This window comes from Micromonospora sp. NBC_01699, assembly GCF_036250065.1.
Taxonomy (GTDB): Bacteria; Actinomycetota; Actinomycetes; order Mycobacteriales; family Micromonosporaceae; genus Micromonospora_G.
In genome coordinates this window covers 2,691,967-2,717,045 of sequence record NZ_CP109199.1, presented here as the reverse complement: position 1 = coordinate 2,717,045, position 25,079 = coordinate 2,691,967, and the positions used below count along the sequence as shown (strand labels likewise).

The 25,079-nt window shown below is 70.2% G+C and carries 25 protein-coding genes and 1 pseudogene; 9 read left to right on the top strand and 17 right to left on the bottom strand.

Features of this window, described 5'->3' with window-relative positions; all coding sequences use genetic code 11:
* Window positions 1-29: 29 nt before the first annotated feature.
* From OG792_RS12220 to OG792_RS12200, 5 genes and pseudogenes are all read right to left on the bottom strand, one after another.
* Complete coding sequence (locus tag OG792_RS12220; RefSeq protein ID WP_329109525.1) at window positions 30-1,037, bottom strand: SDR family oxidoreductase; 1,008 nt, start codon at window positions 1,035-1,037, stop codon at window positions 30-32.
* On the bottom strand, window positions 1,034-2,803 hold the full coding sequence (locus OG792_RS12215) for a thiamine pyrophosphate-dependent enzyme (RefSeq protein WP_329109524.1): 1,770 nt from the start codon (window positions 2,801-2,803) through the stop codon (window positions 1,034-1,036). The genes OG792_RS12220 and OG792_RS12215 overlap by 4 nt, the downstream gene beginning before the upstream one ends.
* 116 nt (window positions 2,804-2,919) lie before the next feature.
* The gene (locus OG792_RS12210) at window positions 2,920-3,099 is read right to left on the bottom strand and encodes a hypothetical protein (protein ID WP_329109523.1); all 180 of its coding nucleotides are present in this window, start codon (window positions 3,097-3,099) and stop codon (window positions 2,920-2,922) included.
* Between the two features lie 147 nt (window positions 3,100-3,246).
* Window positions 3,247-4,668 carry an Nramp family divalent metal transporter gene (locus OG792_RS12205; RefSeq protein ID WP_329109522.1) on the bottom strand — a complete coding sequence of 474 codons (1,422 nt, stop codon included), beginning with the start codon at window positions 4,666-4,668 and terminating at the stop codon, window positions 3,247-3,249.
* Window positions 4,669-4,744: 76 nt separating this feature from the next.
* Window positions 4,745-5,011, bottom strand: a pseudogene (locus OG792_RS12200) (GNAT family N-acetyltransferase); the annotation flags it as partial.
* 17 nt (window positions 5,012-5,028) lie between these two features.
* Here OG792_RS12200 and OG792_RS12195 point away from each other — a divergent pair.
* A complete protein-coding gene (locus tag OG792_RS12195; protein WP_329109520.1) occupies window positions 5,029-5,415 on the top strand; it encodes a metalloregulator ArsR/SmtB family transcription factor in 387 nt (128 codons plus the stop codon).
* Window positions 5,412-5,921: an SRPBCC family protein gene (locus tag OG792_RS12190; RefSeq protein ID WP_329109519.1), complete on the top strand. Its 510-nt coding sequence runs from the start codon at window positions 5,412-5,414 to the stop codon at window positions 5,919-5,921. Before OG792_RS12195 ends, OG792_RS12190 begins: the two co-directional genes overlap by 4 nt.
* A gap of 14 nt (window positions 5,922-5,935) precedes the next feature.
* Here OG792_RS12190 and OG792_RS12185 read toward each other — a convergent pair whose 3' ends face one another.
* Together OG792_RS12185 and OG792_RS12180 are read right to left on the bottom strand one after the other, a co-directional pair.
* On the bottom strand, window positions 5,936-6,409 hold the full coding sequence (locus OG792_RS12185) for an SRPBCC domain-containing protein (protein ID WP_329109517.1): 474 nt from the start codon (window positions 6,407-6,409) through the stop codon (window positions 5,936-5,938).
* 46 nt (window positions 6,410-6,455) lie between these two features.
* Window positions 6,456-7,544 (bottom strand): FAD-dependent oxidoreductase, encoded by a 1,089-nt coding sequence (locus OG792_RS12180; protein WP_329109516.1) that lies wholly within the window; start codon window positions 7,542-7,544, stop codon window positions 6,456-6,458.
* A 144-nt stretch (window positions 7,545-7,688) separates the two neighbouring features.
* Between OG792_RS12180 and OG792_RS12175 the strand changes: the two genes are divergently transcribed.
* Window positions 7,689-8,543 carry a helix-turn-helix domain-containing protein gene (locus tag OG792_RS12175; RefSeq protein ID WP_329109515.1) on the top strand — a complete coding sequence of 285 codons (855 nt, stop codon included), beginning with the start codon at window positions 7,689-7,691 and terminating at the stop codon, window positions 8,541-8,543.
* A gap of 40 nt (window positions 8,544-8,583) precedes the next feature.
* Here the strand turns inward: OG792_RS12175 and OG792_RS12170 are convergent, their stop codons facing one another.
* The 4 genes from OG792_RS12170 to OG792_RS12155 all read right to left on the bottom strand — a co-directional run bounded on the left by OG792_RS12170 (window position 8,584) and on the right by OG792_RS12155 (window position 11,976).
* On the bottom strand, window positions 8,584-9,096 hold the full coding sequence (locus OG792_RS12170) for a DinB family protein (RefSeq protein ID WP_329109514.1): 513 nt from the start codon (window positions 9,094-9,096) through the stop codon (window positions 8,584-8,586).
* A gap of 253 nt (window positions 9,097-9,349) precedes the next feature.
* Entirely contained in the window at window positions 9,350-10,459 is a 1,110-nt protein-coding gene (locus OG792_RS12165) for an AAA family ATPase (protein ID WP_329109513.1), read from the bottom strand.
* A complete protein-coding gene (gene pnuC, locus OG792_RS12160; protein WP_329109512.1) occupies window positions 10,456-11,103 on the bottom strand; it encodes a nicotinamide riboside transporter PnuC in 648 nt (215 codons plus the stop codon). The genes OG792_RS12165 and pnuC overlap by 4 nt, the downstream gene beginning before the upstream one ends.
* Before the next feature lie 108 nt (window positions 11,104-11,211).
* Complete coding sequence (locus OG792_RS12155; protein ID WP_329109511.1) at window positions 11,212-11,976, bottom strand: SDR family oxidoreductase; 765 nt, start codon at window positions 11,974-11,976, stop codon at window positions 11,212-11,214.
* Between the two features lie 91 nt (window positions 11,977-12,067).
* On the opposite strand from OG792_RS12155, the gene OG792_RS12150 reads away from it, so the two are divergent.
* On the top strand, window positions 12,068-12,550 hold the full coding sequence (locus OG792_RS12150) for an RrF2 family transcriptional regulator (RefSeq protein WP_329111227.1): 483 nt from the start codon (window positions 12,068-12,070) through the stop codon (window positions 12,548-12,550).
* Window positions 12,551-12,664: 114 nt separating this feature from the next.
* On the opposite strand, the gene OG792_RS12145 is transcribed toward OG792_RS12150, so the two are convergent.
* Window positions 12,665-13,156, bottom strand: coding sequence for a hypothetical protein (locus tag OG792_RS12145; RefSeq protein WP_329109510.1), 492 nt, complete (start codon window positions 13,154-13,156; stop codon window positions 12,665-12,667).
* A gap of 301 nt (window positions 13,157-13,457) precedes the next feature.
* Here OG792_RS12145 and OG792_RS12140 point away from each other — a divergent pair, with 301 nt between their 5' ends.
* Together OG792_RS12140 and OG792_RS12135 are read left to right on the top strand one after the other, a co-directional pair.
* Window positions 13,458-14,642, top strand: coding sequence for a hypothetical protein (locus tag OG792_RS12140; RefSeq protein WP_329109508.1), 1,185 nt, complete (start codon window positions 13,458-13,460; stop codon window positions 14,640-14,642).
* Window positions 14,643-14,743: 101 nt separating this feature from the next.
* Window positions 14,744-15,550: a phosphatase gene (locus OG792_RS12135; protein WP_329109506.1), complete on the top strand. Its 807-nt coding sequence runs from the start codon at window positions 14,744-14,746 to the stop codon at window positions 15,548-15,550.
* A 144-nt stretch (window positions 15,551-15,694) separates the two neighbouring features.
* Here the strand turns inward: OG792_RS12135 and OG792_RS12130 are convergent, their stop codons facing one another.
* Window positions 15,695-16,216 (bottom strand): GNAT family N-acetyltransferase, encoded by a 522-nt coding sequence (locus OG792_RS12130; RefSeq protein ID WP_329109504.1) that lies wholly within the window; start codon window positions 16,214-16,216, stop codon window positions 15,695-15,697.
* Window positions 16,217-16,424: 208 nt separating this feature from the next.
* Between OG792_RS12130 and OG792_RS12125 the strand changes: the two genes are divergently transcribed.
* Together OG792_RS12125 and OG792_RS12120 are read left to right on the top strand one after the other, a co-directional pair.
* Window positions 16,425-17,024, top strand: coding sequence for a hypothetical protein (locus tag OG792_RS12125; RefSeq protein WP_329109503.1), 600 nt, complete (start codon window positions 16,425-16,427; stop codon window positions 17,022-17,024).
* An 86-nt stretch (window positions 17,025-17,110) separates the two neighbouring features.
* A complete protein-coding gene (locus tag OG792_RS12120) occupies window positions 17,111-17,518 on the top strand; it encodes a hypothetical protein (protein WP_329109501.1) in 408 nt (135 codons plus the stop codon).
* A gap of 54 nt (window positions 17,519-17,572) precedes the next feature.
* On the opposite strand, the gene OG792_RS12115 is transcribed toward OG792_RS12120, so the two are convergent.
* Entirely contained in the window at window positions 17,573-18,154 is a 582-nt protein-coding gene (locus tag OG792_RS12115; RefSeq protein ID WP_329109500.1) for a CGNR zinc finger domain-containing protein, read from the bottom strand.
* A gap of 107 nt (window positions 18,155-18,261) precedes the next feature.
* On the opposite strand from OG792_RS12115, the gene OG792_RS12110 reads away from it, so the two are divergent.
* Window positions 18,262-18,972: an SDR family oxidoreductase gene (locus tag OG792_RS12110; protein ID WP_329109499.1), complete on the top strand. Its 711-nt coding sequence runs from the start codon at window positions 18,262-18,264 to the stop codon at window positions 18,970-18,972.
* Window positions 18,973-19,049: 77 nt separating this feature from the next.
* On the opposite strand, the gene OG792_RS12105 is transcribed toward OG792_RS12110, so the two are convergent.
* The 3 genes from OG792_RS12105 to OG792_RS12095 form a co-directional block, all read right to left on the bottom strand.
* Window positions 19,050-19,436 (bottom strand): TSCPD domain-containing protein, encoded by a 387-nt coding sequence (locus tag OG792_RS12105; RefSeq protein ID WP_329109498.1) that lies wholly within the window; start codon window positions 19,434-19,436, stop codon window positions 19,050-19,052.
* Window positions 19,437-19,622: 186 nt separating this feature from the next.
* Window positions 19,623-23,693 (bottom strand): ThuA domain-containing protein, encoded by a 4,071-nt coding sequence (locus tag OG792_RS12100; RefSeq protein ID WP_329109497.1) that lies wholly within the window; start codon window positions 23,691-23,693, stop codon window positions 19,623-19,625.
* A gap of 72 nt (window positions 23,694-23,765) precedes the next feature.
* Window positions 23,766-25,040, bottom strand: coding sequence for a multicopper oxidase domain-containing protein (locus tag OG792_RS12095; protein WP_329109496.1), 1,275 nt, complete (start codon window positions 25,038-25,040; stop codon window positions 23,766-23,768).
* Window positions 25,041-25,079: the final 39 nt, after the last annotated feature.

The following is a 25,079-nucleotide window of genomic DNA, read 5'->3' as shown; positions in this document are numbered from 1 at the left end:
GCACCCGGCGTCACGTCACCCTCCACGGGTCAGCGTCGGCCCAGGGCCGCTCCCACCGCCGCTGTCCCGGCGACGAGCGCGACCGCGCCGGCCGTCAGCGACCGGCGGTGCCGCGACATCCATGCCTGCGGGCTGTGCCGGTGGGCCCGGCCGTCGAACGAACCGTGCGCGCCGAAGTCGACACCCCCGGTGCCGTCGGCGGGATGCCACAGGTTCTCCGGGCGATGCGGGTCGGCGGGCCAGTCCGCCTGCTGGGAGCGGTACCCGGTGCGACCGAGATAGCGGTCCAGCAGGGCCGGGGCGATCCGGTTGGCCAGGATGGTGGCGACGGTGGAGGCGCCGATCCAGTACTCCCGTCGGCCCGGTCGGCTCGCCGCATACACGATCGCCCGCGCCGCCACCTCCGGCTGGTAGATCGGCGGCACCGGCTGCGGGTGCCGGTCCAGCCGGGACAGCACCCAGTCGAACTGCGGGGTGTTGACCGCCGGCAGGTGCACCATGGTCACCCGTACCCGGCTGCGGCTGTGCAGCAGCTCGCAGCGCAGCGACTCGGTGAAGCCGACTATCGCGTGCTTCGCCCCGCAGTACGCGGACTGCAACGGAATCGAGCGGTACGCCAGCGCCGAACCGACCTGCACGATAGTGCCCCGGTCACGGGGCAACATGCGGTCGAGCGCCACCCGCGTGCCGTGCACGTAGCCCAGGTAGGTCACCTCGGTCACCCGACGGAACTCGGCCGGGTCGATCTCGACGAACGGCGCGAACACCGAGGTGAACGCGCCGTTGATCCACAGGTCGATGTCGCCCAGTTCGGCGGTCACCCGCTCGGCGGCGGCCTCCACCTGCGCGTGGTCGGCCATGTCGGTCTCGATCGGCAGCGCCGTACCGCCGGCCGCCCGGATCTCCCGCGCCGCCGCCGCCAGCCCGACCGAGCCACGGGCGAGCAGCGCCACCCGCGTACCGCCGCGGGCCAGCTCACGGGCGGTGGCCCGGCCCACCCCGGCGCTCGCCCCGGTGACCACCGCGACCGAGCTCACGAACGCAGCTCGTTGAACTTGTCCCGGGCGACCGTGGCCAGGGTCGACAGTTTGTGCGGCTCGCCGCGCAGGAACGCCTCGGTGAACTCCTTCGCCTGCTCGTACCGGACCTTGCCCGGCATCGGCGGCTCGTCCGGGTTGACCCGGCAGTCGACCAGGGCCGGACCCGGGTACGTCAACGCCTCCCGGATCGCCGACGACACCTGCCCCGGTTCGGTGACCTTGCAGCCGTAGCCGCCGCAACTGGTCGCCCAGGCGGCAAAGTCCGCCTCCGGCTGCCGGTGGCGTACGGCGTACTCCGGGTAGCCGAGGATGATCTGCTCCCAGAGGATCTGCCCGTACGCGTTGTTGTTGTTGACCACCACCTTGACCGGCAGTTGGTAGCGGGCGGCGGTGAGGAACTCGGCCATCAGCATGGCGAACCCGCCGTCACCGACGTACGCGACAACCTGCCGCCCCGGATGCGCCAACTGCATCCCGATCGCGTACGGCAGCCCCGGAGCCATCGAGGCCAGGTTGCCGGAGAGGTAGAACTCGCGCCCGCCCCGGATCGTCCAGTGCCGGGCCGCCCAGGTGGCGATGGTGCCCGAGTCGCAGGTGAGGATCGCGTCGTCGGCGGCGAGTTCGTCGACGCAGCCGATCACGTACTGCGGTGCGATCGGCCGGCGGGTGCCGTCGCGCAACGACCTCATCTCGTCCCGCCAGGTGTCGCGGATCCGCTGGTACTTGTCGAGGAACGACCGGTCGTCGTGCCGGCGCAGCAGCGGGTGCAGCTGCCTGAGCGTGAGCCGGGCGTCGCCGCTGACCGCCACCTCCACCGGTAGCCGTACCCCGATCTGGCTGGCGTCGTGGTCGACCTGCACCACCCGGGCCTGCCCCGGCGACGGCAGATAGCTGGCGTACGGGAACGAAGTGCCGACCATCAGCAGCGTGTCGCACTCCTCCATCAGCTGCTCGCTCGGCTTGGTGCCGAGCAGTCCGAGGCCGCCGGTGGTCATCGGGTGCTCGTCGGGCACGACCTGCTTGCCCGGCAGCGTCTTGACGATCGGGGCGCCGAGGGCCTCGGCGACCGCCAACACCTCGTCGCGGGCGTCCCGCGCGCCGACCCCGACCAGCATCGCGATCCGCTGACCAGCGTCCAGCACCGCGACCGCCCGTTCGAGGTCCTCGTGCGCGGCGGGCAGCGGCGGACGGGACAGCACCGGACTGCTCTTCGGCGGCGCCCCCGGACTGACCCGCCGGTACGGCTCCTCGGTGGCGGCGGCCACCTGGATGTCGTTCGGGAGGCTCAGGTGCACCACGGTCCGCTTGGCCAGCGCGTGCCGGATGGCGATGTCCAGTACGCCCGGCATCTGCTGCGGATTGGTGACCATCAGGTTGTACGCCCCGGCGACGTCCTGGTAGAGCTGGGTCGTCTGCACCTCCTGCTGGTACTGCGTACCGAGCACCGAGGTCTCCTGCATGCCGGTGATGGCCAGCACCGGTTGGTGGTCCAGCTTCGCGTCGTACAGGCCGTTGAGCAGGTGGATCGCGCCGGGGCCGGAGGTCGCGACGCACACCCCGAGCCGGCCGGTGGCCTTGGCGTACCCGGTGGCCATGAACGCGGCCGCCTCCTCGTGCTGCACCAGCACGAACCGCAGCCGGTCCTGCTGCCGACGGAAGCCCTCCATCAGCCCGTTGATGCCGTCGCCCGGCAGCCCGAAGACGGTGTCGACCCCCCAGTCGATCAAACGCTTGGCCAGGACCTCTCCGACGATCTCCTGCATGGTCACTCCCCCGTCTGCGTACCGCGACCGCGGTGGCGGTCACCCGGCGGGTATCACCGCCGGCCGTGGTCGGTGCCGGGTCAGCGCCGGGACCGCCGGCCGTGGTCGGTGCCGGGTCAGCGCCGGGACCGCCGGCCGATCAGGTAGCCGACGACGAGGGCTGCCACGGCCGCGAGCAGCGCCGGGCCGCTCACGGCGGCCTTCAGCCGGTGGATCCCCTCCTTGGGATCCACCACCGAGCCCGCGGCGTCACCGATCGCACCGGTGGCCACGTCGCCGACACGTCCGCGCGTCATCTGCCCGTTCACCCCCGGATCGGATCCGCGTGCGCAAGCCGCTCGCCCAGCCGACGATAACCGAGCATCAGCGAAATATTGGACATACGGCCCGGCATCTATCCGGCCCGACCTCCGGCGGCACTCCGCCCGGTGGTCCGGTCGGGGTCAGCGCAGCCAGTCGAGCAGCCGGTCGCCCTGCTGCCAGATGGTCAGCGCGGAGAAGACCCCGAACAGCAGCACCGCCCAGACCAGCGCCACCACCCGGTACCTCCGCGGCCGGATCTGCGGCGGCAGCACCTTCCGGTTCAGCACCAGCAGCAGGATCGAGTAGATGAACATCATCAGCCCGCCGACACACGCGGAGATGACCAGCAACAGCAGCGGCTGGTCGAAGCCGGCGAGCAGGATGGCGCAGCCGAGCCCGACCAGGCCCCAGACCAGTACGAAATAGATGCTGCTCTCGGAGCGGCGCGGCAGGTACGACGTCTTGATCACGTCGGCGGCGAGCCGGCTGGTGTAATCGACGATGCCCATCGCCGCCGCGAACAGGGAGATCGCACCGATCACCCAGAACAGGGTGCCGAACCACGGCCCGACCAGCTCGCCGAGCCGGTCCCCCTCCACCCGCAGGAACGAGACGCTGTTGGCGAGTCCGGGTACGCCGTACACGGTCGAGTAGGCGAGCATCGACATCAGCGTGATCGTGACGAACGAGATCAGCACGAAGGTGACGAGCTGTTCCCGGTTCGCCAGCCGCCACCAGCGCCGCCACCGGCCCAGGTTCTCCTCGGTGGGTTCAAAGACGAACCCGGCCGCGTCCGGTGTCGCCTCCGGCCGCCCGGTGACGGGGCTGACCAGCCGGGGAACGTACCGGCCCATGCCGAAGCCCTTGTCCCGGATCCAGTTGCTCTGCACCAGGTTCTGCCCGCCGCCGGCTCCGGCGAAGACCAGCGCGGACAGGATCAGCGCGAACCCCAGCTCGGTCGGGAACTCCGGTGCGGTGACGGTGTCCGGCAACGCCCGCCAGGCGTCCGCGCCGACGGCGAAGACCACCGCGACCACCAGGAAGACCACGACGAGCCCGACCTTGACGAACTCGACCCGCTCCAGCGCGGTGTAGACGACCGGGGCCAGGGTGAGGGTCAGCCCGATCACGACCAGCATGCCGACCGCGATCCAGGTGGCGTCACCACCGAACAGGTACGTGACCATCGTCGCCGAACTGGAGGCCCAGCCCGGCCAGAGGTTCGCGAAGTAGACCATCACCGCGAAGACCAGCCCCCAGTGGCGCCAGAACCGGGAGAAGCCGGTCAGCGCCGTCTCGCCGGTGGCGAGCGTGTAGCGCTCGATCTCCATGTTGAGGAACCACTGGGTCACGATGCCGACCGCGGCGGCCCAGAGGAAGACCAGCCCCACCTGCGAGGCGATGTACGGGAACAGGATGAACTCGCCCGAGGCCAGTCCCACCCCGGCGGCGATCACCCCCGGCCCGATCACCGGCCAGGCCGACGCGGGCGGTTCGGGCAGGTCCCGCACGCTCACCCCGGGCAGGTGCCGGGTGGGGAACCGATCGGTGGCCGGTGTCATCGCTGACCTCCAGGGACGGGACCCTCCCATACCCGGACCCCGCCCACGGCCAAACCACCATGGACGGCCGGGTCGGGGCGGTCAGCCGGACCAGCCCGACGAGCTTGCCGTCCTCGACCACCTCGATGCCGAAGAGGACGTCGGCGTAGTCGTCGCGGGGTCGCTCCGTCAGCCAGGTGGTGACCCGGGCGAGCGTCCGGGCGTAACCGTCGTCCATCCAGCGCATCACCTCCGGGTCGTGGTTCCACCGCCACAGCGCCTCGGCATCCGAGGGCTCCAGCGACACCGGCTCGCGTTCGTGTCGACGCGATTTGCCGCGTTCGCTTGCGAACGCGTAACCCATTGGTTACGGTTTCTCGGATGGACGACGTGGCGGAGTCGATCGCCGACCCGGTGCGGCGCGAGATCCTGCTGATGTTGCGCGACGAGCGGATGTCCGCCGGGCAGATCGCCGACCGGTTCGTGATCAGCCGACCCGCGGTCAGCCGTCACCTGCGCGTGCTCAGAAAGAGCGGGCTGGTACGTGACACCCTCGTGGGCCGGCGGCGGTTCTACGAACTCGACACCACCGCGTTGACCGAGCTGATCGACTGGCTCGCCCAGCTCACCCGGCCCACCGCCTGGGAACGTCGCCTCGACGCCCTGGAGACCGAGGTCTACCGCACCCGCCGCGAACACCGTTCACGCGACACAACGGACCGACGTTCACGCGACACAACGGACCAACGAGAGGAACATTCCGCATGATTCGCCCACCGACCGGCCTGCTGTTTCCCACCGCCACCGGCCGCGACCTCGTCCTGCGCCGGACGTTCCGGGCACCGATCGAGGACGTCTGGGCCAGCGTCACCGAGTCCGAGCGGACGGCCAGGTGGTTCGGCCCGTGGAAGGGTGACCCCGCGCCGGGCCGAACAATCCAGGTGCAGATGGCGTACGAGGAGAACGGTCCCTGGCTCGACATGCTGATCGACGCGTGCGAGCCGCCCCGCCGACTGGCGGTGTCGACGGTTGACGAGGGCGGCTCGTGGCGGTTGGAACTGCTGCTCGCCGAGGCCGACGGCGGCACCGAGCTCAGCCTCGTGCACCACCTCGAAACCGAGGAGGCCATCGGCGAGGTCGGCCCCGGCTGGGAGTACTACCTGGACCTGCTCGTGGCCTCCCGCGAGGGAGCACCCCTACCCGTCTTCGACGACTACTACCCGGCGATGAAGCCCTACTTCGACGGGCTGGCCACCGGCACCGTCCCGAACTGACCGGCGGACACCGGTCAGGTACGGGAGCCCTCCGCCGTCTCGACCAGCCGGGCGAGGTTCGCCAGCGCCATCCGCGTACCGGTCTCGTTGTCGGCGGCGGCAACGCCCTCGGGAAGGCCCTCGTGCAGGACCCGTACCTCGGTGCCGCCGGCCGCGTCGACGAGCGTGGTGGTCATGGTCATCAGCCCACTGAGTGCCGGGTCCTCGGTCTCGAACTCGATCACCTCCACCACCTGCTCGTCGGGCACCAGCCTGGCGAAGTGCCCGTGGTACGTGTCGGTGTGCGGCGCCGACTTGCCGACCCCGTCCGAGGCGTCGTAGGTGAGCGACACCCGGAACGAACCACCCTCGCGGGCCTCGAACTCGTGCACCAGGCCGCTCATCCCGTTGGGCACCCGCCACCTCGCGACCGCGTCCGGATCCAGCAGTGCCCGGTAGACGGCCGAACGCGGGGCTTTGACCTGCCACGAGACGCTCGTCGACTGCATGGGCCGAACATAGCCCGGTGGTCCGACATCGGCCCGACGGATCGGGTCAGGCGCCGGCCGTCAGGCCGAAGATCTCGCGGTAGGTGTCCACGAACAGGCCGCCCTTGATGTCGGAGGTCGGCCCGGCGCCGAGCACACCCGTGTCGGGCGTGTACGTGACACCGCCCTTGGGACCCAGCGGCAGCACCATGGCGTGCGCCTCCGGCCGATGGCTGACCAGGTCCCCACCACCCCCGATCAGCGTACGGATGTTGGCCGCCACCACCTCGGCGTGCTTCTGGGCGAGATAGGCCATCTTGAGCTCGGGAATGGCGGTGACGTCCCCGATCGCGAACACGGTCTCCTGGCCGGACAGCCGCAACTGCGGGGTGACGGCCAGCCGCTGGTCGGGCTGCCGGGCCGGGCGCAGCGCGGCGGCGAGGTAGTCGCTCTCGGTGCTCGCCCCGTGGCAGACGAACCAGATGTCGGCGGTGATGTCGACACCGGATCCGGTCGTCACGGTGAAGGTGGCCGCCCGCCCGTCCGCGACGGCCGGCAGCTCGCGCAGCGACGTACCGAGCAGGAGTTCGACGCCCAGTTCGTCGAGTTGGGCCCGCAGGATCGACCTGAACTCGTCCGGAAAACGTCCGGAGACAAGATCCGGGTGGGGGTCGACGACGGTGACGGCCTTGTCCGGCCACACCGACTTGATCTCACCGGCGAACTCCAGTCCGACCGACCCGGCGCCCAGCAGCAGCACCCGGTTCGCCCGGTTCAAGGCGTCGTGGGTGAGCCGGAGTTTCGTCCGGGCGCCCATGCTGTCCTCGACGTCCATCTTGGCCGGGTACGGGTACGCCGAGCCGGTGGCCAGGACGATGAAGTCGGCGGCGATCACCTCACCGGAGCCGAGTTCGACCTCGGTCGCGGAAACCCGTACCGCCCGGTCGCGGCGCACCCTTCCACGAGCCAGGAGACGGTCGTACGGAAGGAAGATCCGGTCCGCCCAGTCCGGGTCCACCACCGCACGCAACGCCGCCACGTTGTGCACGAACGCGTCGCGGGGCTCGACCAGGACCACGTCGGCGACGTCGTCCAGGGCCTTCGCCACGGTGATGCCGCCGTACCCGCCGCCGACCACGACAACTGTTGGAGCCAAAGCACACCTCCGGGTTGGGTCACGAGGTGACCGTGAAGGTCACGTCCACCACCCTGGCGGCGCCCGTGCCGACGAGGGAGACCGAGCCGAGGGTGGTAGCGGCAGGGATACGATCCGTTGCCCGGCTGCTGTTAGGTTCGGCAGGTGAGCGACAACGAGCTGGGTATGTTCCTGCGTATCCGTCGTGAGACCGTCACGCCCGCCGAGGTGGGACTGCCCGCCGGGCCCCGCCGCCGTACGCCGGGCCTGCGTCGCTCGGAGGTGGCCGTGCTGGCCGGCGTCAGCGTCGAGTACGTGACCCGACTGGAGCAGGGGCACGACCGGCGGCCGTCGGCGCAGGTGCTCTCCACCCTGGCCGACGCGCTCCGGCTGACCGGAACCGAGCGCGTCCACCTGCACCGGCTCGCCAAGGGGGCCGAACGCAACTTCAACTGCCGGGGCGACGCGGCACCCGTGCGCACCGTACGGCCAACCGTGCGCAGCCTGGTCGAGCACCTCGAACCGGCGGCCGCCGTACTGCTCAACCACCTGGGTGAGGTCCTCGCCCACACCGCCGGATACGAGCGGTTGGCCAGACCGGTCGGCCTGCTGGACGGCACACCACCGAACCTCTACCGGTTCGTCTTCGCCGACCGGCGGGCACGCACCGCGTACCCCGACTGGGAGCACGTCGCCGACGAACACGTCGCCGCGCTCAAGTACGGTCCGTTCCGGGCGGATTCGGCCGTGGTGCTGCTCGCCGACGAGTTGACCATCACCGCCGGCGAGCCGTTCACCCGGCGGCTGGACACCGTACCCGGTCTGCCGAAGCCCAACGGTGTTACGCGGCTGGTCCACCCCGAGGCCGGCGAGCTGCGGCTGGCCTACGAGACGCTGGAACTGCCCGTCGACGACCACCAGCGGCTGGTCGTACACCTTCCCGCCGACGCGGCGACGGCCGCCGCGCTCGATCGGCTCGACCGGCGCGGATCGCGCGCATTGCACGCCGTGGCCGGCTGACGGCCGCCGCCGTCCCCTCCGCCGGCACGGCGGACCCGGCTCAGTAGTAGCCGGTCTCGCCGTCGAGCAGTTCCCGGATGGCGTCCAGGTGACCCGCGTGGCGGGCGGTCTCCTCGACCATGTGGATCACCATCCAGCGCAGGGTCGCGGCGGCGGACCGGAAATCCGGGTGGCTACCCACCTGGTCCAGCGGATGGGCCGCGATGATCTCGTTGGAGACGGCGCACTGCCGCTCGTAGTCGGCCAGGAGTTGACCGAGCGGAACGCCCTCGACCCTCATGTCGGCGTCCTCGGGCTCCTCCTGGAACTGGGGCCCGTCGGCCGGGCGGCCGAGGAAGAGCACCTCGAACCAGCACTGCTCGGTCCAGCGCAGGTGCGAGACCAGACCCGCCACCGTCATCAGGGGCGAGGTCGGCAGCACCGACCGGTGGCTGTCCGCCTCGGACAGTCCCTCGCACTTGTAGTGGATGATCGCGCGCTGCATGTCGAGCCAGCCGACCAACTGGGTCCGCTCGTCGGCCACGAACGGAGGACGGATCCGGGAAGGAGACATAGCCCGGCACCGTACCCCCCGCCGTACATCCACCGCGCGCGAGTTCCCGCGAGGACAACGCGCCGATCTTGCACTTGTGGCGGTAGACAAATCCGTATGAATTTCCTAATTCGGGCGCCACAAGTGCAAGATCGGCGAGAAGGGCGGGGGTCAGCAGGACCGGCGGCTGAGCCCCGCATAGGTGTCGTCGGCAACGGGTGTCCACGGGCGACGGAAGCGGGTCGCGCCGGAACGAGCGTGTTCGGCGGTCGGGTCAGCCGCCGGCCTGGGGTAGGGGTGGGGCCAGCGGCCAGCCGTGCGCCAGCAGGTCGGCGCAGGCGGCACGGGCGGCGGCGAGCCGGACCTCGGGCGGGCCGGTCAGTTCGCGTACCGGCACGCCGCTGGCGTGCAGCACCTCCCGGAACCGCCCGGTCATCCAGGCGCGCAGGTGCTCCCCGTCGCGCAGGCCGTCGTCCTCGAACGCCACACCCTCGTGATCGGTGAGCAGGTAGAGGTCGGGGCGCCGGGCGGCGGCGAGCGTCGCGGCGGACACCGAGCCCAGGTAGCGCTCCTCCCAGACGGCGGTGGCACGGGCGTCGGTATCGCCGACCAGGATCGGCCCGCCGGTCCGGGCGGCGGCGTCCTCGGCCCGGTTCTGGGTCCGAGCCACCTCCACGAAGTCCTCCGGCGACCAGGTCACGTCGAAGACGGTGGCGGCCGGGTCGGTGTGCCGCAGCGCGGTCAGCTTGCGGTCGGTCAGTTCGCGACCGAACTCCGGCACCCAGCGGGTCTCCGCCCACGCGCCGCCGTCACCGCGCAACGACCGCGCCAGGTCACGGGCCAGCGTGGTGGTGCCGGTCGACTCCGCGCCGACAACCACCACCCTGCGGGTGAACCAGGCCCGCACCGGCGGTGCCAGGTGTCGCCAGTACGCCACCGGGTCCGCCCGTACCTCGGTTCCGGACACCGTGACGGCGCCTCGGGCCTGGTCGACGCAGACGTGGGTGGCGGAGAACCGCCGGGCCAGTTCGTCCCCGTACGACTCGGAGCTGAACACGGCGTCGACCGGGCCGCCGAGGGCGGCTCGGAAGACGGCGCAGTGCGCGTCCCAGGCCACCGGGTCGCCGTAGTCGACCGGGTGGTCGTCGACGACGCCGACGAAGCGTACCCACGGTGTGCCGGCGTGCACCTCGCGCAGCCAGGCCAGACGCAGGTCGAGCGGGATCGACTCGACGCTCGACGGCGCGACCACCACGGTCAACCGCGCGCAGGCGGCCGCCGCGGTGTCGATCAGGTGGTGGTGACCGGCGTGCGGCGGGTAGAACTTGCCCACCACCATGCCGTGGGCGAATGGAGGGTCGCTCCGGTGCCCGGTCGCGCTCAAGCGGTCACCGGCGCGTTCACCGGGCCGGACCGGGCCGACCGGCCGTGCAGGTCGGCCCGCCACGCCCGCCAGCCGAGCGCGCACAGTCCGAGGAATCCGACGTACAGGATCGCGGTCAGCCACAGGCCCTTGTAGCCGTACAGCGGGATGTAGACCAGGTCGGCGGTCGCCCACAGCCACCAGCTCTCGACCAGCTTGCGCGCCTGACCGTACGTGGCGAGCAGGGACAGTGCGGTGGTGAGCGCGTCCGGCAGCGGCACCGTCGAGCCGGTGAACCGGTCGAGGAAGAGCCAGAGCAGGACGGTCAGCGCGACCCCGGCGACGGCGAGGCCGACCCATTCGGCCCCGGTGGTGGTCCGCACCCCGCTCACCCCGTCGCGTCCGGCGCCACGGGTCCACCGCCACCAGCCGTAGCCGCCGAGCGCGACGTACACGACCTGTAGTCCGGCATCGGCGTAGAGGCCGACGGACCAGAAGACCACCATCAGCAGCAGTACGTTCAGGATGCCGATCGGCCAGTTCGCGACGTGCTGCCGGACGACGAGCAGCACACACAGCATCCCGGTGGCGAAGCCGAGCAGTTCCGCCCACGAGGTCGGTGCCCCGAACAGCGTCACCGCCGGTGAGTTGAGCCAGTCCAGCATCGACCTCGCCGTCCCTTCGGAAGTCGCCATACGCTAGCGGAAGCCGTACGGCGGGCCGCGACAAGGCCGCCTGCGCCGCGCCGACCCGTGAAGGGTGTGTCCGCCCGGTTACCGGGCGTCGGTGAGCCGCCCCAGCCAGTCGGCGAACCGGGTCGCGCCGATGCGGGCGCCGTCGGCGGGGGTGAGGGAGCTGTCGTCTAGTTCGGCGCCGAAGTAGCGGGCCCGGACATCGGTGGTGACCTCGCGTACGGCGTGCTGGGTGCCGGCGGTGTGCAGGAACTGCCGGACGAACTCGTCCAGGCCGATCTTCTCCGGGCCGGCCAGCTCGACGGTGCCGTTCACCGGCGGCTGGGGCACGATGTCGGCGAGGGCGGCGGCGACGTCGTCGGCGGCGATCGGCTGGAGCAGGGCGGCGGGCAGCCGGACCGTGTCGCCGTCGACGGCGGTCTGCGCGATGGCGCCGGCGAACTCGAAGAACTGCGTGGCCCGGACGATGGTGTAGGGCACCGGCGCGGCCTTGATCAGCTCTTCCTGGGCGACCTTCGCGCGCAGGTAGCCGCTGTCCGGTAGACGGTCGGCGCCGACGACCGACAGCGCGACGTGGTGTCCGACCCCGGCCGCCGTCTCCGCCGCGACGAGGTTTCGACCCGCGGTACGGAAGAACTCCAGCACCGCCGTGTCCTCGAAGGAGGGCGAGTTCGCCACGTCGACGACGATCCGGGCGCCGGCCAGCGCGTCGGCGAGCCCCGTACCGGTGATGGTGTCGACGCCCGACGAGGGCGACGCGGCGAGCACGTCGTGTCCGGCGGCGCGGAGCCTGCTCACGAGCTTCGTGCCGATAAGTCCGGTACCACCGATAACCACGATCTTCATGTGAATCTCCCGCATCTCAACTCGGACATCTGATATCCGGGATACTACTCGGATACATCCTGTCCGAGTCAAGTAGGATGGGCCGGTGAAGATGTCCGGTGGGGTGGAGTGGGCGTTGCACTGCTGTGTCGTGCTGACCGCCGCCGAACAGCCCGTACCCGCCGCCCGGCTGGCCGAACTGCACGACGTCTCCGGCAGCTACCTGGCCAAACAGTTGCAGAGCCTGTCCCGGGCCGGCCTGGTCCGATCGGTACAGGGACACGCCGGCGGGTACGCGCTCACCCGCGCACCGGACCTCGTCACCGTGCTCGACGTGGTCGAGGCGGTGGACGGCAGCCAACCGGCCTTCATCTGCACCGAGATCCGGCAACGGGGTCCGTTGGCGACCCCGCCCGAGGCATGCACCTCGGCCTGCGCGATCTCGCGAGCGATGAGCGCGGCAGACGACGCCTGGCGGGCCGCGCTGCGCGCCGTGACCATCGCCGACCTGGCTCGGGACGTCACCACCGACTACGGCCCCGGCATCCTCGCCGGAATACGCGGCTGGCTCGGGACACCGGACAGCCACGACTGACGACAACAGACGGCACGGTGAGCGGGTGGTGTTTCACCCACCCGCTCACCTTTCACCCACCCGCTCACCTTTCATCCTCCACCGACTCGTCCCGGCTCCCCCGGACTCGACCCGTCAGGAGAACTTGATCGAACTGGCCCGATTGCTCCAGCCGCTACCGACGGCGGCCAGATTCGCCGACTGGTCGATCCAGGTCGAGACGGCACCGGCGAAGTCAACACCGTCGTACAACCTCACGTCGCAGCTGTTGTAGGTGTGCACCGAGCTGGCTCGGTTGCTCCAGTTTCCGCCACTGGTGTTGCGCAGGTCGTCCCACTGCCACTCGGTGTCGTACGAGGGTGTGCACGCCCGGGACTGGACGAAGGTGTGCGATGCTCCCTTGTAGTTCGGCAGGTCGTAGAGCCTGGCGATGGTCAGACTCGCGGCCGGGACGGCCGCCGCCCGCCGAGCCTCGGCCTCGGTCGCCGCGCAGGTCACCGTCTTGTCGTCCAGGTTTACCACGCAGTCGCGGGCCGCCTCCGCAGCAGCCGCCGGTGAGCCGGCCAGTGTCGGCAGGCCCGTCGCGGCGGCCAGTGCCACGGCCGTGACGATCATCCGTACCCTCATTGTCGTTTCCTCTCCACTGGGCCATCGGCTCCGATTGCCGGTGGCGTCGCTCATCTCCAGTGCTAGTCGCCGATCCGGTTGTCCGGAAAGATCAGCGGCCACAATCAATCAACTCCGGTCAAGTCCACGGGTACGCCAAGAATCCGACAGCGATTGGGCATGCCCCGGTGTTGTCGGCGAGCATTGGTGGGGACTGCCCGGACATTCATTCGTTGGGGGCGAGAATCACGTGGCGCGTCGAGAGAGAGCGATTGATCCCAGCAGTGGTCCACTACCGGCATTCGCGTACGAGCTGAGGAAGTTGCGGGCCGAGGCGGGCAACCCGACGTACCGGGTGCTCGCCCGGTCGGCGGGGTACAGCGCGACGACCCTGTCCGAGGCTGCCGGCGGGACCCGGATGCCGACCCTGGACGTGCTGCTCGCGTACGTCGGTGCCTGCCGGGGCGATCTCGAACAGTGGCAACGGCGCTGGGACGAGACAACGGCCCAACTGCGGTCGGCCGACGAGACGGCTCAGCCGCGGTCGGCCGACGAAGCGGCTCAACCGCGCTCGGTCGACGACGGGAACGGACCGCAGGTACTGCCGGAGGGCGAGGCGACGTCGATTCCGCCGGGGTCCGGGCGGCCGACGACGACCGGGCGGGTGGGGCGGCGTACCGGAACGGATGCCGGACCTCGGCGGCGGCGCGGCATCGCCGTGCTGGCCCTCGGCGCCGTGACCTCGCTGGTCGCGGCGGTCGCCGCGGCCGAGCCGTCACGACCGAGAGGCACCCCGGTCGGCGGCACGGCGCCGGGCGCGCCGACCTGCCCCGGTACGCCGTCAGGTGCCCTGTTCACCGGTGTCACCTACGGCGGCGGGGCGCACGTACGCGGCGGGGCGACCCGGGACGACCCGCTGCTGACGACGATCCCGCCGAACTGCACCGTCGGCTTCACCGGCTTCTGCGTCGGCGAGAAGGTGTACGACAACACCGGTGGCACTCCCGACGTGCGCTGGTTCAAGACCTCCGGTGGCGGGGTCGTCTCCTCGGCGGTCATCCACGGCAACCCGCCGCGGACCGAACCGGCGTCGGACTGTCCGAACGGGCGGGCCACGCCCAGCGCCATCGCCTTCTCCGTCCTGGCCGGAACCGGGCTACCGGGCGCGGTGACGCTGCACGCCACCGGTACGGACCTGGACATCGTCGGGTTCGCCAGCTCGACCGGGACCGATCCGGTCCCGCCCGGCCCGGGGACCTGGCGGCAGGTGGGCCTGGCCGACGTGCGGCAGCCGACCACCGGGGCACAGGTCCGGCTCGACGGCACCGACGTCGAGCGCCCCGTCCTGGTCGCGGCCGCGTGCCTCGGCGGCGACAGCCCGACCGGCCTCGTGGAAGCCCGGCAGGCGCACCCCGACCAGCCGGGCCGGTACGTCCCGGTCGCCCTCTCGCCGGAGCAGCGCCTCGCCGCCGCCGGCTCGGCCTGCCGCTACCCCGGCCGGGGATAGTCGCACCGCCGGGAAGCGCGGCAACCCTCGAATCGGATTGGCGGATTGCCGGCCGGGGCGGGCAGGATCGATGCCGCCGGAACCACACCGCGGGAGGCCCCATGACCGACGCCCCGAGCCGGGACGCCCTGTTCGACTATCTGATCGAGTCCCGGATCGCCGGCCGGGTCGCCACCCCGCGCGAGAACAACCTCGACCACTTCCGGCAGATGAGCCGGCGCCAACCGCTCTACCTGTTCGGGCTCGATCCGGCCGGCAGTTGGACCCCGGCCGAGGTGCTGGCGCTGATGGTCGAGCGCTGCGGCGTCTCCCCCGACCTCAACCACGTACGCGGCACCGACACCATCGACCCCGAGCGCACGATCGAACGGCTGGAGGCAATGTCCACCCTGGTACGCGACGCCGCCCGGCACCGGCAGCGGGTACTGGTGGCGACCGGACATCCGCACGGGGTGCTGTCCATCCACCGCGCGCTGGCGAAGGCACTGCGGGCGGCGGGCTGCTTCCTGCTCTCGGCGGCAGCGGACTGGCAGCACCCCGACGAGCCGTCCTACCGCAGCCACCGCAGTTCGATCCGGTTCGTCGACGACGTCGCCGTACTCGCCAAGTCGGACGGCCGGCTGGCGCACACCCATTCACCGCTGCCGATGACGGCGATCCTGGACGAGCTGGCGGCCACCGGTCAGCCGCTGCCCGAGTTGGTCATCGCCGACCACGGTTGGGCCGGCGCCGCCGCGCAGGCCGGCATCCCCACCGTGGGCTTCGCCGACTGCAACGATCCGGCCCTGTTCGTCGGTGAGGCGGAGGGCCTGGTACGGGTCTGCGTACCGTTGGACGACAATGTCGATCCGGGCCTCTACGCGCCGCTGACCGCGTACCTGCTGCACCACGCGGGTCTGTCCGGCTGACCGGTCGCCCCGATACCGCTTGTTACCTGTTCGGAACACCTCGGGCGGACCCACACACGCGTCAATCTCGTACACCATTTTTGGTGTACACACACAAGGGACGGTGTACGACCCTGGAACGTTGGTCTCCCTGGAGGCGCAGGACTAGCGGCTCGGGCCGCCCGAGGGGAACCCGGCCCGGTCGCGGGTGAGTTCGGCGACGATCTCCCCATCCTCGTCCGGTTCCAGTTCGGCGAATCCGACGGACGCGTAGAGCCGGCGGGCCGCCGTGTTCGCCCGGTCGACGGAGAGGCGGACGGCGGGACAGTCGGGGCGATCCACCAGCCAGCGCACCAGGCTCAGCACGGTGGCCCGTCCGAGTCCCCCGCCCTGGTGTGCCGCGTCGATGAGCATGCCGCCGATCCAGTAGGTCCGGTCCTCCCGGTCGTACCCCCACATGACGTGGCCGACCACCGCGTCGTCCGCGTAGACGGCGAACGACCGCCAGACGTCCTCCCGCATGCCGAGCAGCAGATAGCGGGCCGCCGACGGCGCGACGAACTCGCGCTGGTTGTCGAGCGGCACCACGTCGGCGACCGCACGCCAGTTCTCGTCGTCCACCGGCCGCAACGTGACCCGTCGGGCCGCCCGGTCCGTCAACCCGTAGTCGATCACAGCCCCGTTCATCCGGGTAGCCTGCCACGCGGCCGACCGGTGCCGCCAACCTCGCGGCGTCACACCCGTCCCGCCAGGAGATTCAAGATTCAGCCAAGGTATCCGCATGGCCACGCCGACACGATGTGAGCAGCTCCTGGTACGTGCGTCTCGCTGAGCCCACGGGGGCACAGGACCGGCTCAGCCTGTTTTCCATCGGAAGACCTAGAAGGGATCAGCCGTGAAACAGAGCACCAAGCACAACACCGGGAACACGGGAAGCATGCGAGCACGATCATCTGGCACCGCTGCGTCACCTTCTTGGCGCCGATCAATCGCCTTGGCACTCGGGGTGTTCTTCGCCCTTGCCGTCCTGCCTGCGGCCCCTGCCGCTGCCGACAACGGCTCGGCACCCCGGGCTGCCCGTCCCGCAGTTGCGCCGTTGAGCGAACGCGGCAGCGACCTGAGCACGGCCGACGTATTGGCGCAGGCCGGATGCTTGTTCATTTCGGACGGCGACTTTGTCCACAAGACCGGCAACGATGCCACCGGCCACGGGTACTGGGGCAACATCAACTGCCCCGCAGGCACGCGGGCGAAGGTGACGATCTGGCTTGAGGAGTACTACGACGACGGCAGTTGGCGAGTCAAGGGCGAGGGCGAGAAGAGCCCCGTTTACGCCGGTGGCGGATCCGCGAACCGCGCGAACGCGCGAGCAACGTGCCAGGGTACCGCTCAGGTGTCGTGGCGGAGTCGCATCGACGTCGATCTGATCGGCCAAGTGGATTCGAGCGAGCAAGCTGTTACCGAGACACGTAACCTGGCCTGCGTCGTCAACTGATTGCAACAACTCGGGGTACGCTGTGACGTTGCAACTGGTCACAGTGTACCCCGAGTGGTTCGCTTGCCACCCACGGGATGTTGCTCATGACCACTCGAATAGTCGGCCTGTACGCGCTGTGCGACCTGCATTCTGCGGGCGGCGCGAGCGCGAACCCGGACAGCAGACTCGACTTCACTGTCGATGAGTTTGCGAAGCTTTCCGAAGGGCAGCCTGTACTGCTGCGGGAACTGGGGTGGACCAGCGTGCCGTCCACCGGCGGCGCGGCCACTCTTGCGCTTTACCTGAACGAGGAGCAGGTGGTGGGCAGCGTTCGAAACGTCGTGCTGCCGGACGACGCGGAGACGTCGAACGAGGAACACCCATGGCATCAGCTCGCCGCGACCCTCACGGAAATGGGCTTCTCGACGACCGCGGACGAGCTTCGCGACCTGCCTTACGAAATCAAACTCACTCCGCGCCTGCGCGCACGGCTGTCCACTCCGGAAGCCTAGAGCCGGCACCAGCCGGCCCGCGCTTCGGGGGGCCGGGAATTACGCGTACGCGGATCAGTCGGTTACTGCCGATCGGCGTCGTTTGCGTTCTCGGGAGGCCCGCAGGTTGGCGACGTTGCCGCAGGTGGTGACGTCGTGCCAGACACCGCTGCGGTTGCGCGAGGAGTCGTAGAAGGCCGTACGGCAGTCTTCGTTGCGGCACAACTTGATCCGGGACCAGACATCCGTCTGCTGGGCGAGCAGTGTCTCCGACCACAGGGCCGACGCCAGCCAACGGGAACCATCACCGGTCGGTACCGGTCGCACCAGGCCGTCGTCCCCCAGCGCAAGCGTCACCGTGACCCCCGCCGCCACCGCCGGCGCATTCCCGTCACGGGCGAGGAGTGCATCGAACGTCGCCCGTAGCTCACGGAGAGCGGCCACATCCTCATCCGAGAGCGCCCCCGCCGGAACGGTCACCCCCCGCATCGCCGCCCACCCGCGGACACTCTCGTCCCACCACGCCCGCGCGGACTCGCGCTCGGCCAACAGGTCCGGTACGTCCTCCACCGCGCGGGTGCCGATCAACTCCTGCACCAACACGGCTCCCGTGTCGGTCGTCCGTACGCCGTACCGGCCGGTCGCCATCCATGACATAACCCAACACTAGTTGGTTCTGTCGGCGGGTGCTAGCATCGGCGACACAGGCAAACACCTTTTGGTTCTGTCAGGCATGGCGGAACCCGTCCCCCGAAGGAATCGACATGAAGATCCAGGATTCAGTGGTGTTCGTCACCGGTGGCAGCCGCGGCCTCGGCAAGGCGCTGGTCGAAGAGGTGCTGGCGCGCGGGGCGGCCAAGGTGTACGCCACCGCCCGCGACCCGAGGACGATCAGCAACCCGAACGTCGTACCGCTGACGTTGGAACTCACCGACCCGGCCTCGGTGGCCGCCGCGACCGCGCAGGCCCCGGACGTCAATCTTCTGATCAACAACGCCGGTGTGCTGCTCGGCGCGGATTACCTCAACGGGGACCTGGACGAGATCCGGCGGGAAATCGAGATCAACTTCTACGGACCACTACAGGTGACCCGGGCCCTCGCGCCCCGCCTGATCGCGAACGGCGGCCACCTGCTCAACATCCACACGGCCCTGTCCTGGTACGCGACCCTCGGCGCGTACGCGGCGTCCAAGGCGGCGCTGTGGTCGATGACCAATGGGCTGCGGCAGGACCTGCACCCGCACGGTGTGGGCGTGACCGGCCTGCACGTCGGCTGGATCGACACCGAGCCGGCGGCGCGGTGGGCGCCGCCGACCGACCCGAAGACCACCCCGACCGAGGTGGCCCGACAGGCGATCGACGGCGTCGAGGCGGGCCGGCACGAGGTGCTCGTCGACGACTGGACCCGGATGGTCAAGAACGGCCTGGCGGCGGAGATCACCACGCTCTACCCGCACGTGGCGGTCAACGGCTGATCCACCCGCACCGGGGGGCCACGATCACCGGCCCTCCGGTGCGGGCGCGACTGCCGGCGCCGCTCACCCGAACACCGTCACCGGTGCTCGGACCGGCGCACACCGGCCGGGTAGTCGACGTCCAACCGCCGTACGAGGTAGTCCCCCAACGACGTCGTGCGCGGGATGTCCGGGTCGTCGGTCGGACCGGCCGGCGGGTATCGGGTCACCCGCAGTTCCTCGACGTACGCCGACAGGGGCGCCCCGGCCCGCAGCCCCGTGGTGAGCGCCAGGGACAGGGCCTCGGTCATGCCGGCGAGCGTGGAACCCTGCTTGTCCACCGACAGCAGCACGTCACTGAGCCGACCGTCGGGAAGCGCCGCCGTCACCAGGTGGCCCTCGGTGCCGTCGACCACGAAGCCGACGGTCACTCCCTGCCGGCGCCGGGGCACCGACGCCCTGGCCCCGACCTGCACATCTGCCATGGACTCCCCCTCGTGACCGGCCGCCGGGCGGCACCCCTGATCCGCCAAAACCGTAGGTTGCCCCGGCCCCGATCGCCAGCACGACACGACACCCATTCGTACACGTGAACGAATGGGTGTCGGTACGGGCGGCGACGCGGCGGTGCCGGGTACGGGCGTGAACGCCCGTACCCGGCACCGGTCGAATCAGAGCTGGCGCACCCTGATGTTGCGGAACTCGATCAGGTCGTTGTTGCCGTGGTTCTGCAACCCGACGAAACCGCTGAGGAACTGCCGCAGGTCGGTGGACGGGTCGCCCTGGCGGGACGACTGCTTACCGGGCGTGTTGTCGAACTCGCTGATCACCACACCGTTGCGGATCATCGTGTAGTGCTGGCCGATGACGCGTACCTCGTAGTCGTTCCACTGGTTCTTCGGGGTCGCCCCGGCCCGGTCCAGCGTGTTCGGCGAGAAGTTGTACACCGAGCCGGTCTTCTGCGGCTCACCGGTCTCGCCGTCGTAGATCTGGATCTCGTGGCCGCAGTAGATCGCGACCCACGCCTGGGAACTGCGGGCGTTTCCGACCGTGCCACAGCTGCCCGGCGGCCGCTGGTCCAACGGGGTCCGCGGATCCGGGAACCGGACGAAGATCCCGCTGTTGGCCCGGACGTTCTCCGGGGAGATGTCGCGGAACTGCACCTTGATCGAGTAGTCGGCGAGCTGCTGGTCGGCGTACCAGAGCATGCCGAGGCCGCCGGAGCTGCGGATCGTCCCGTCGGGACGCAGGGCGAACGACCCGCTGGGTGCCTGCCGCCAACCGGCGAGCGACTTCGCCGAACCGTCGAAGATCGGCTCGTACCCGTTGGTGGCGCCGATCGGGGACTGGGTCCCGGCCCGGCGCAGCTGCGTCGCCTCCCGGTTGTCGATGACGTGGGCCGCGCTCAGTTCGGCGAGGACCGCGTCGAGGTGGGTGACGAACGAGGCCCGGTTCGGCCAGGTGGTCTCGTCGTCGATCAGGTCGTTGATCGTGCAGCCGCCGCCGGCCTGGCGGTTGACCACCGCGGTGTCGGTGTCCAGCATCCAGACCGTCGGCCGGGCGTCGGCCGCCGCACAACCGGCGTTGACCGGGACCGTCCCGGTGACGACCTCACCATCGGCGTACGTGACCTTCACCGTTGCCTGGAAGGTGCCGTACCGCTTGTAGGTGTGCGTCGGGTGAGCCGCGGTCGAGACCTTGCTGCCGTCGCCGAAGTTCCACTCCCAGGCCACGCCGCCGACCTTGGCGGCGGAGAACGCGACCGTACGCGGCTGGCTCGGCGCCACCGACTGCGCGGTCGCCAGGCTCGGGTTCGGGGTGGCCTGACCGCCCTGGTAGGTGATCCGGATCAGCTTCTGGTTCTGGTGCAGGCTGAAGAAGCCACCGGCGTAGTCGAGCAGGTAGAGCGCGCCGTCGGGGCCGAACTTCGCATCCATCCAGGACTGGAGCTGGGTGGTGCCGCTGCCGCCCTGGATGATGCTGCGCAGGTCCTCGGCGAACGCCGGTGCCCCCGCCTGCTCGACCTTGCTCGGGTCGACGGTGACGGCGATCCGGTTGTTGGAGTTGGACTGGTCGCCGATGAACCACTTGTTGTCCCAGTACGCCGGCCAGGCGACGCCGCTGTTCACGTCGACCTTCGACCGCTGGTAGGTCGGGCCGTCCATGATGGCCTGGCCACCACCGCTGAGGTACGGCTGGGTGAACGTCGACTCACTGGCCACGTACGTCGGCAGGTTGCTGCCGTCGGTGCGCTTCGGGAAGACCGGGCCACCGCCCTGCGGCGAGTACCAGATCATGTTGTCCCGGGCCGGCGGGATGTTGACCAGACCGGTGTTGCGCGGCGACTCGTTCTTGAGGTTGTCGCAGTCGTACCAGCCGGTCAGTACGGTGGCGTCGGTGGTGCTGCGGTCCCGGTACGGCTGCCGGTTGCCCATGCAGTACGGCCAGCCCTGGTTGCCCGCCGAGGTGATGATCGTGGCGGTCTCGTACTTCGCCGGGCCGAGGGTCGGGCTCGGCGCACCCGCGTCCGGGCCGACCCATGCGGCGGTCAGCCAGTCGTTCACCGGGTCCCAGGCGATCCGGGCGATGTTGCGTACGCCCATCACGTAGATCTCCGGGCGGGTCTTGCCGCCGCCCTGTTCCTGACCGGTGAACAGGTTGCCCTCGGGGATCGTGTAGGTCCCGTCGGCCTCCGGGTGGATCCGGATGATCTTGCCGTTGAGGTCGTTCGTGTTACCCGACGTACGGCGGGCGTCCTGGAACGAGATGCCGGCGTACTCCTGGGTCCAGTTGTTCCCGGAGTAACCGTCCGAACCACCGGAGGAGTTGCTGTCACCACTGCCGATGTAGAGGTTGCCGGACTCGTCGAAGGTCATCCCGCCACCGGCGTGACAGCAGCTGTGGATCTGGGTCTCCCAGTTCAGCAGGTCCTTGCGGGTGCCCTGGTCGATCGTCTGCTGCGCGTGGTCGTACGTGAACCGGGAAACCGTACGCTCGCCGACCCGCCGTTCCCGGTCGATCGACTCGTGCGGCATCCAGTAGACGTAGAACCAGCCGTTCTCGGCGAAGTTCGGGTCGAGCGTGATGCCGACCAGACCCTCCTCGTTCTTCACCAGCTCGCTGCCGCTGCCCCGGTTGCCCATCACCTTGAGCGTGGTCAGCAGCTTGACCTGCTTGTTCGTCGGGTCCCACTGGTGGATCGTGCCGCATCCCAGACCCACGTTCGGGTTGGCCCAGTCGGCGACCGGCCCGGTGGCGCAGGCGGCCTTGCCGATGTAGAAGACCTTGCCGTCGGGAGCGATGGTCAGGCCGTGCGGCTCGCCGATCTGGTCGAGCTGACCGGTCTGGTTGGTGGCGGTCAGCCGCTCGATCTTGTAATTCGACGCGATGGTCGCCTGGCAGTCGCCCCGGACCGTGCCGGTGGTCCACTGGATCGCACCGAGCAGGTGGCTGCGGAACTGCGTGTCGGTGGTGTAGCTGGCCTCGGTACGACCCATGCCGGTGTAGAACGACCGACCACCGTCGTAGTCCCGACACCAGGAGATCGGGTGGAAGGCGCCGTTGCCGGCCAGCCCCGGGTTGTACGACTTCTCCTGGACCTGGGCGACCGTGTGTACCCGGCCGACCGGGCTCGGGTTCCAGTTGATCCACTGGTCCGACCGGGTCCAGTTCAGCGGCAGACCCTCGTTCGCCGGGTGCTGCCGGTCGACGACGTCCACCACCGCCTGCTGCACCGTGTTCTCCGGCGCCGGCCCCGCGTCCGGGCCGATCAGCCACAGCTCGGCGAGCTGGATCAGCGGCTCACCGCTGTTCGCGGTGATGTTCAGCCGGTAGTGCTGGTAGGCCGTGGTGTTGGCGAACGTGTACTGCTTGGTCTGGAACCGCCCCGAGAACGTCTCGCCGCTGCGGGTGTCCAGGTTCGTCCAGCTGGTCCCGTCCGTCGACCCCTGGAGGGTCCAGTCCTTCGGGTCCCGCCCCTGGAAGTCGTTCGCCGACGTCAGGGCGTACTGGGCGATTGCCTTCGGCGCGGCGAGCTTGGCCGCGACCCAACCCGTCGGCGTGCGGGTCAGCCACTTGGTGCCGGTCGAGCCGTCGATCAGGTTGCCCTCGCCCTCGTTGGGCGGGTTGGCTCCGCTGGCCGTGACGCTCTGGATCTTCTCGGCGTTCGGCAGGCTCGCCGCCGGGCGGGTGCCGATCAGACCGGTGAACCACTCCGAGCTGGGCTGCGCGCGGGCGGCGTCGTGGATGCCGACGAACCCGCCGCCGCCCTTGACGTACGCCTGGAACGCCGCCTCCTGCGCGTCGTTCAGCGTCACCCCGTTGGCCGACAGGAACACCACGCTGCGGTAGCGGTCCAGGTTGTCGGCGGTGAACACCGACGGGTCGTCGGAGTCGTGGACGTAGAAGCCGTTCTCGCTACCGAGCTTCCGGATGGCGTTGACGGCCTTGACGACCGGGTCGTCCTGCGATGCCGCCGGCCCGTGGAAGACCAGCACGTTCACCACCTGGCCGCCCCAGGCGGGTGCCACCGAGGTCCCGCCGACACCCGGATCCGGGGCGGCGGATACCGGCGTGGTCAGCAGACCGAGCGTGAGTACGGCGCCCGACGCCAGGGCGACCGCGCGGCGGAACGGACCGGCGCCGCGACGCGACGACCGGAGTACGCGGGGGGACGGGTCGTCGGGGTCGGGACGACGTCGCCCGACCGATCGGGACAGTTGGAAATGGCGTTCGTGAGCCATTTCTCCTCCTCCAGAGGTACGGAAGTCCTTCGGGTGGTGGGATGCGTGGTCAGGGTTGGCGGCGGGCACGGATCAGCGGTGGTTCGTGTGGGCGGGCTGTCCCGGATTGGCCTGTGCCGGAGCGGGCTGGGCCGGATTGGCCTGGGCCGGAGCCGGCTGTCCCGGGGCGGTCGGCATCGGGCCGCCGTGCGGCGGCATCGCCCCGTTCTCGTCCAGCACGTGCATCGTGGTCGACATGCCCATGTCGGAGTGGAACTGCATGTGGCAGTGCAGCATCCAGTGCCCCGGTCCGACCGAGTCCCCGGCGACGAACTGCACGCCGAAGGTGTCACCGGGCCCGAGGGTCTTGTTGTCGATCACCGGGATCGAGTCGACCAGGGCCTTGTTCTCCCCCGTGATCAGACCGGTCCGGGTGTCCGCCCAGGAGTGACCGTGCACATGGAAGGTGTGCATGTCGTTCCCGAGGCCGATCACGATGATCTCGACCCGCTCGCCGATCTTCGCGACCATGCAGGTCGGGCCGGGCACCGGGTTCACCGGGTCACAGGTGTCCGCCTCCGTGCTGCGCCGCAGGTTGATCGTCTGCCGGTCGCCGAAGGCGGTCACGTACGTCCGGTCCGGTCGCGGGTCGCCCTGTCGGCGTACGACGAGACCGCCGAACAGCCCGGCGCCGAGGCCCTGGGTGCCGTGCGGCCCACCGACCACGTGGTCGTGGTACCACCAGTAGCCGGCCGTACCCGGCGAGGTGGCGGTACGCGGCTTGGCGAACCAGACGTACGTCCGCGACCCGCCCGGCGGGATGAAGGAGTTGCTGTGCACCGTGCCGTCAGACATCTGGGTGTACTTGACCCCGTGCACGTGCAGCGAGACGCCGATCGGATGCGCCGGGTCGGTACGCAGCGCCTCCAGGGTCGCGGCCGGCACCTGGTTGTGCACGGTGATCGCCAGGCACTCGCCCTCGATCATCTCCATGGTGGGGCCGGGGTAGGACGCGGTCTGCGGCGTGAGGCCGTAGCCGAGCCGGACCTGGTTCGTGATCGGGTCCCGGGGCAGCTCGACCGCGTACATGGTCAGCCGGCGATCCGGCGCGATGCAGCCCTCGGGCCGCTCGGCCGACCGGGCGGCGGCCTTCGCACCCGCGGCCAGTTCGGCCGGCCGCTGGGTGGTGCCGCCGGCGAGGGCCAGCCCGCCCGCGCCGACGAGGGTCGCCAGCAGAACGGCCACCACCATCACCGCCCGGCCGGCGCTCGATCCGAGCAGTCGCACCGGCGACGCCGGGCGGGTCTCCGGCGCGTCGACCGTCGACAACGGCTCGGGTTCGCCGGTGTCGTTCAATTCCCTGTCCAAGATTCTGTCCAATCGCTCGGCCTGCCACCGCCGCGGCGG

What these genes read in the sequence shown, in the direction of transcription:
- OG792_RS12215 (WP_329109524.1), bottom strand. Translation starts at nt 2,803, where the DNA reads ATGCAGGAGATCGTCGGAGAGGTCCTGGCCAAGCGTTTGATCGACTGG.
- OG792_RS12210 (WP_329109523.1), bottom strand. Translation starts at nt 3,099, where the DNA reads ATGACGCGCGGACGTGTCGGCGACGTGGCCACCGGTGCGATCGGTGAC.
- OG792_RS12205 (WP_329109522.1), bottom strand. Translation starts at nt 4,668, where the DNA reads ATGACACCGGCCACCGATCGGTTCCCCACCCGGCACCTGCCCGGGGTG.
- OG792_RS12195 (WP_329109520.1), top strand. Translation starts at nt 5,029, where the DNA reads ATGGACGACGTGGCGGAGTCGATCGCCGACCCGGTGCGGCGCGAGATC.
- OG792_RS12190 (WP_329109519.1), top strand. Translation starts at nt 5,412, where the DNA reads ATGATTCGCCCACCGACCGGCCTGCTGTTTCCCACCGCCACCGGCCGC.
- OG792_RS12185 (WP_329109517.1), bottom strand. Translation starts at nt 6,409, where the DNA reads ATGCAGTCGACGAGCGTCTCGTGGCAGGTCAAAGCCCCGCGTTCGGCC.
- OG792_RS12170 (WP_329109514.1), bottom strand. Translation starts at nt 9,096, where the DNA reads ATGTCTCCTTCCCGGATCCGTCCTCCGTTCGTGGCCGACGAGCGGACC.
- pnuC (WP_329109512.1), bottom strand. Translation starts at nt 11,103, where the DNA reads ATGCTGGACTGGCTCAACTCACCGGCGGTGACGCTGTTCGGGGCACCG.
- OG792_RS12155 (WP_329109511.1), bottom strand. Translation starts at nt 11,976, where the DNA reads ATGAAGATCGTGGTTATCGGTGGTACCGGACTTATCGGCACGAAGCTC.
- OG792_RS12150 (WP_329111227.1), top strand. Translation starts at nt 12,068, where the DNA reads ATGTCCGGTGGGGTGGAGTGGGCGTTGCACTGCTGTGTCGTGCTGACC.
- OG792_RS12145 (WP_329109510.1), bottom strand. Translation starts at nt 13,156, where the DNA reads ATGAGGGTACGGATGATCGTCACGGCCGTGGCACTGGCCGCCGCGACG.
- OG792_RS12135 (WP_329109506.1), top strand. Translation starts at nt 14,744, where the DNA reads ATGACCGACGCCCCGAGCCGGGACGCCCTGTTCGACTATCTGATCGAG.
- OG792_RS12130 (WP_329109504.1), bottom strand. Translation starts at nt 16,216, where the DNA reads ATGAACGGGGCTGTGATCGACTACGGGTTGACGGACCGGGCGGCCCGA.
- OG792_RS12120 (WP_329109501.1), top strand. Translation starts at nt 17,111, where the DNA reads ATGACCACTCGAATAGTCGGCCTGTACGCGCTGTGCGACCTGCATTCT.
- OG792_RS12115 (WP_329109500.1), bottom strand. Translation starts at nt 18,154, where the DNA reads ATGTCATGGATGGCGACCGGCCGGTACGGCGTACGGACGACCGACACG.
- OG792_RS12110 (WP_329109499.1), top strand. Translation starts at nt 18,262, where the DNA reads ATGAAGATCCAGGATTCAGTGGTGTTCGTCACCGGTGGCAGCCGCGGC.
- OG792_RS12105 (WP_329109498.1), bottom strand. Translation starts at nt 19,436, where the DNA reads ATGGCAGATGTGCAGGTCGGGGCCAGGGCGTCGGTGCCCCGGCGCCGG.
- OG792_RS12100 (WP_329109497.1), bottom strand. Translation starts at nt 23,693, where the DNA reads ATGGCTCACGAACGCCATTTCCAACTGTCCCGATCGGTCGGGCGACGT.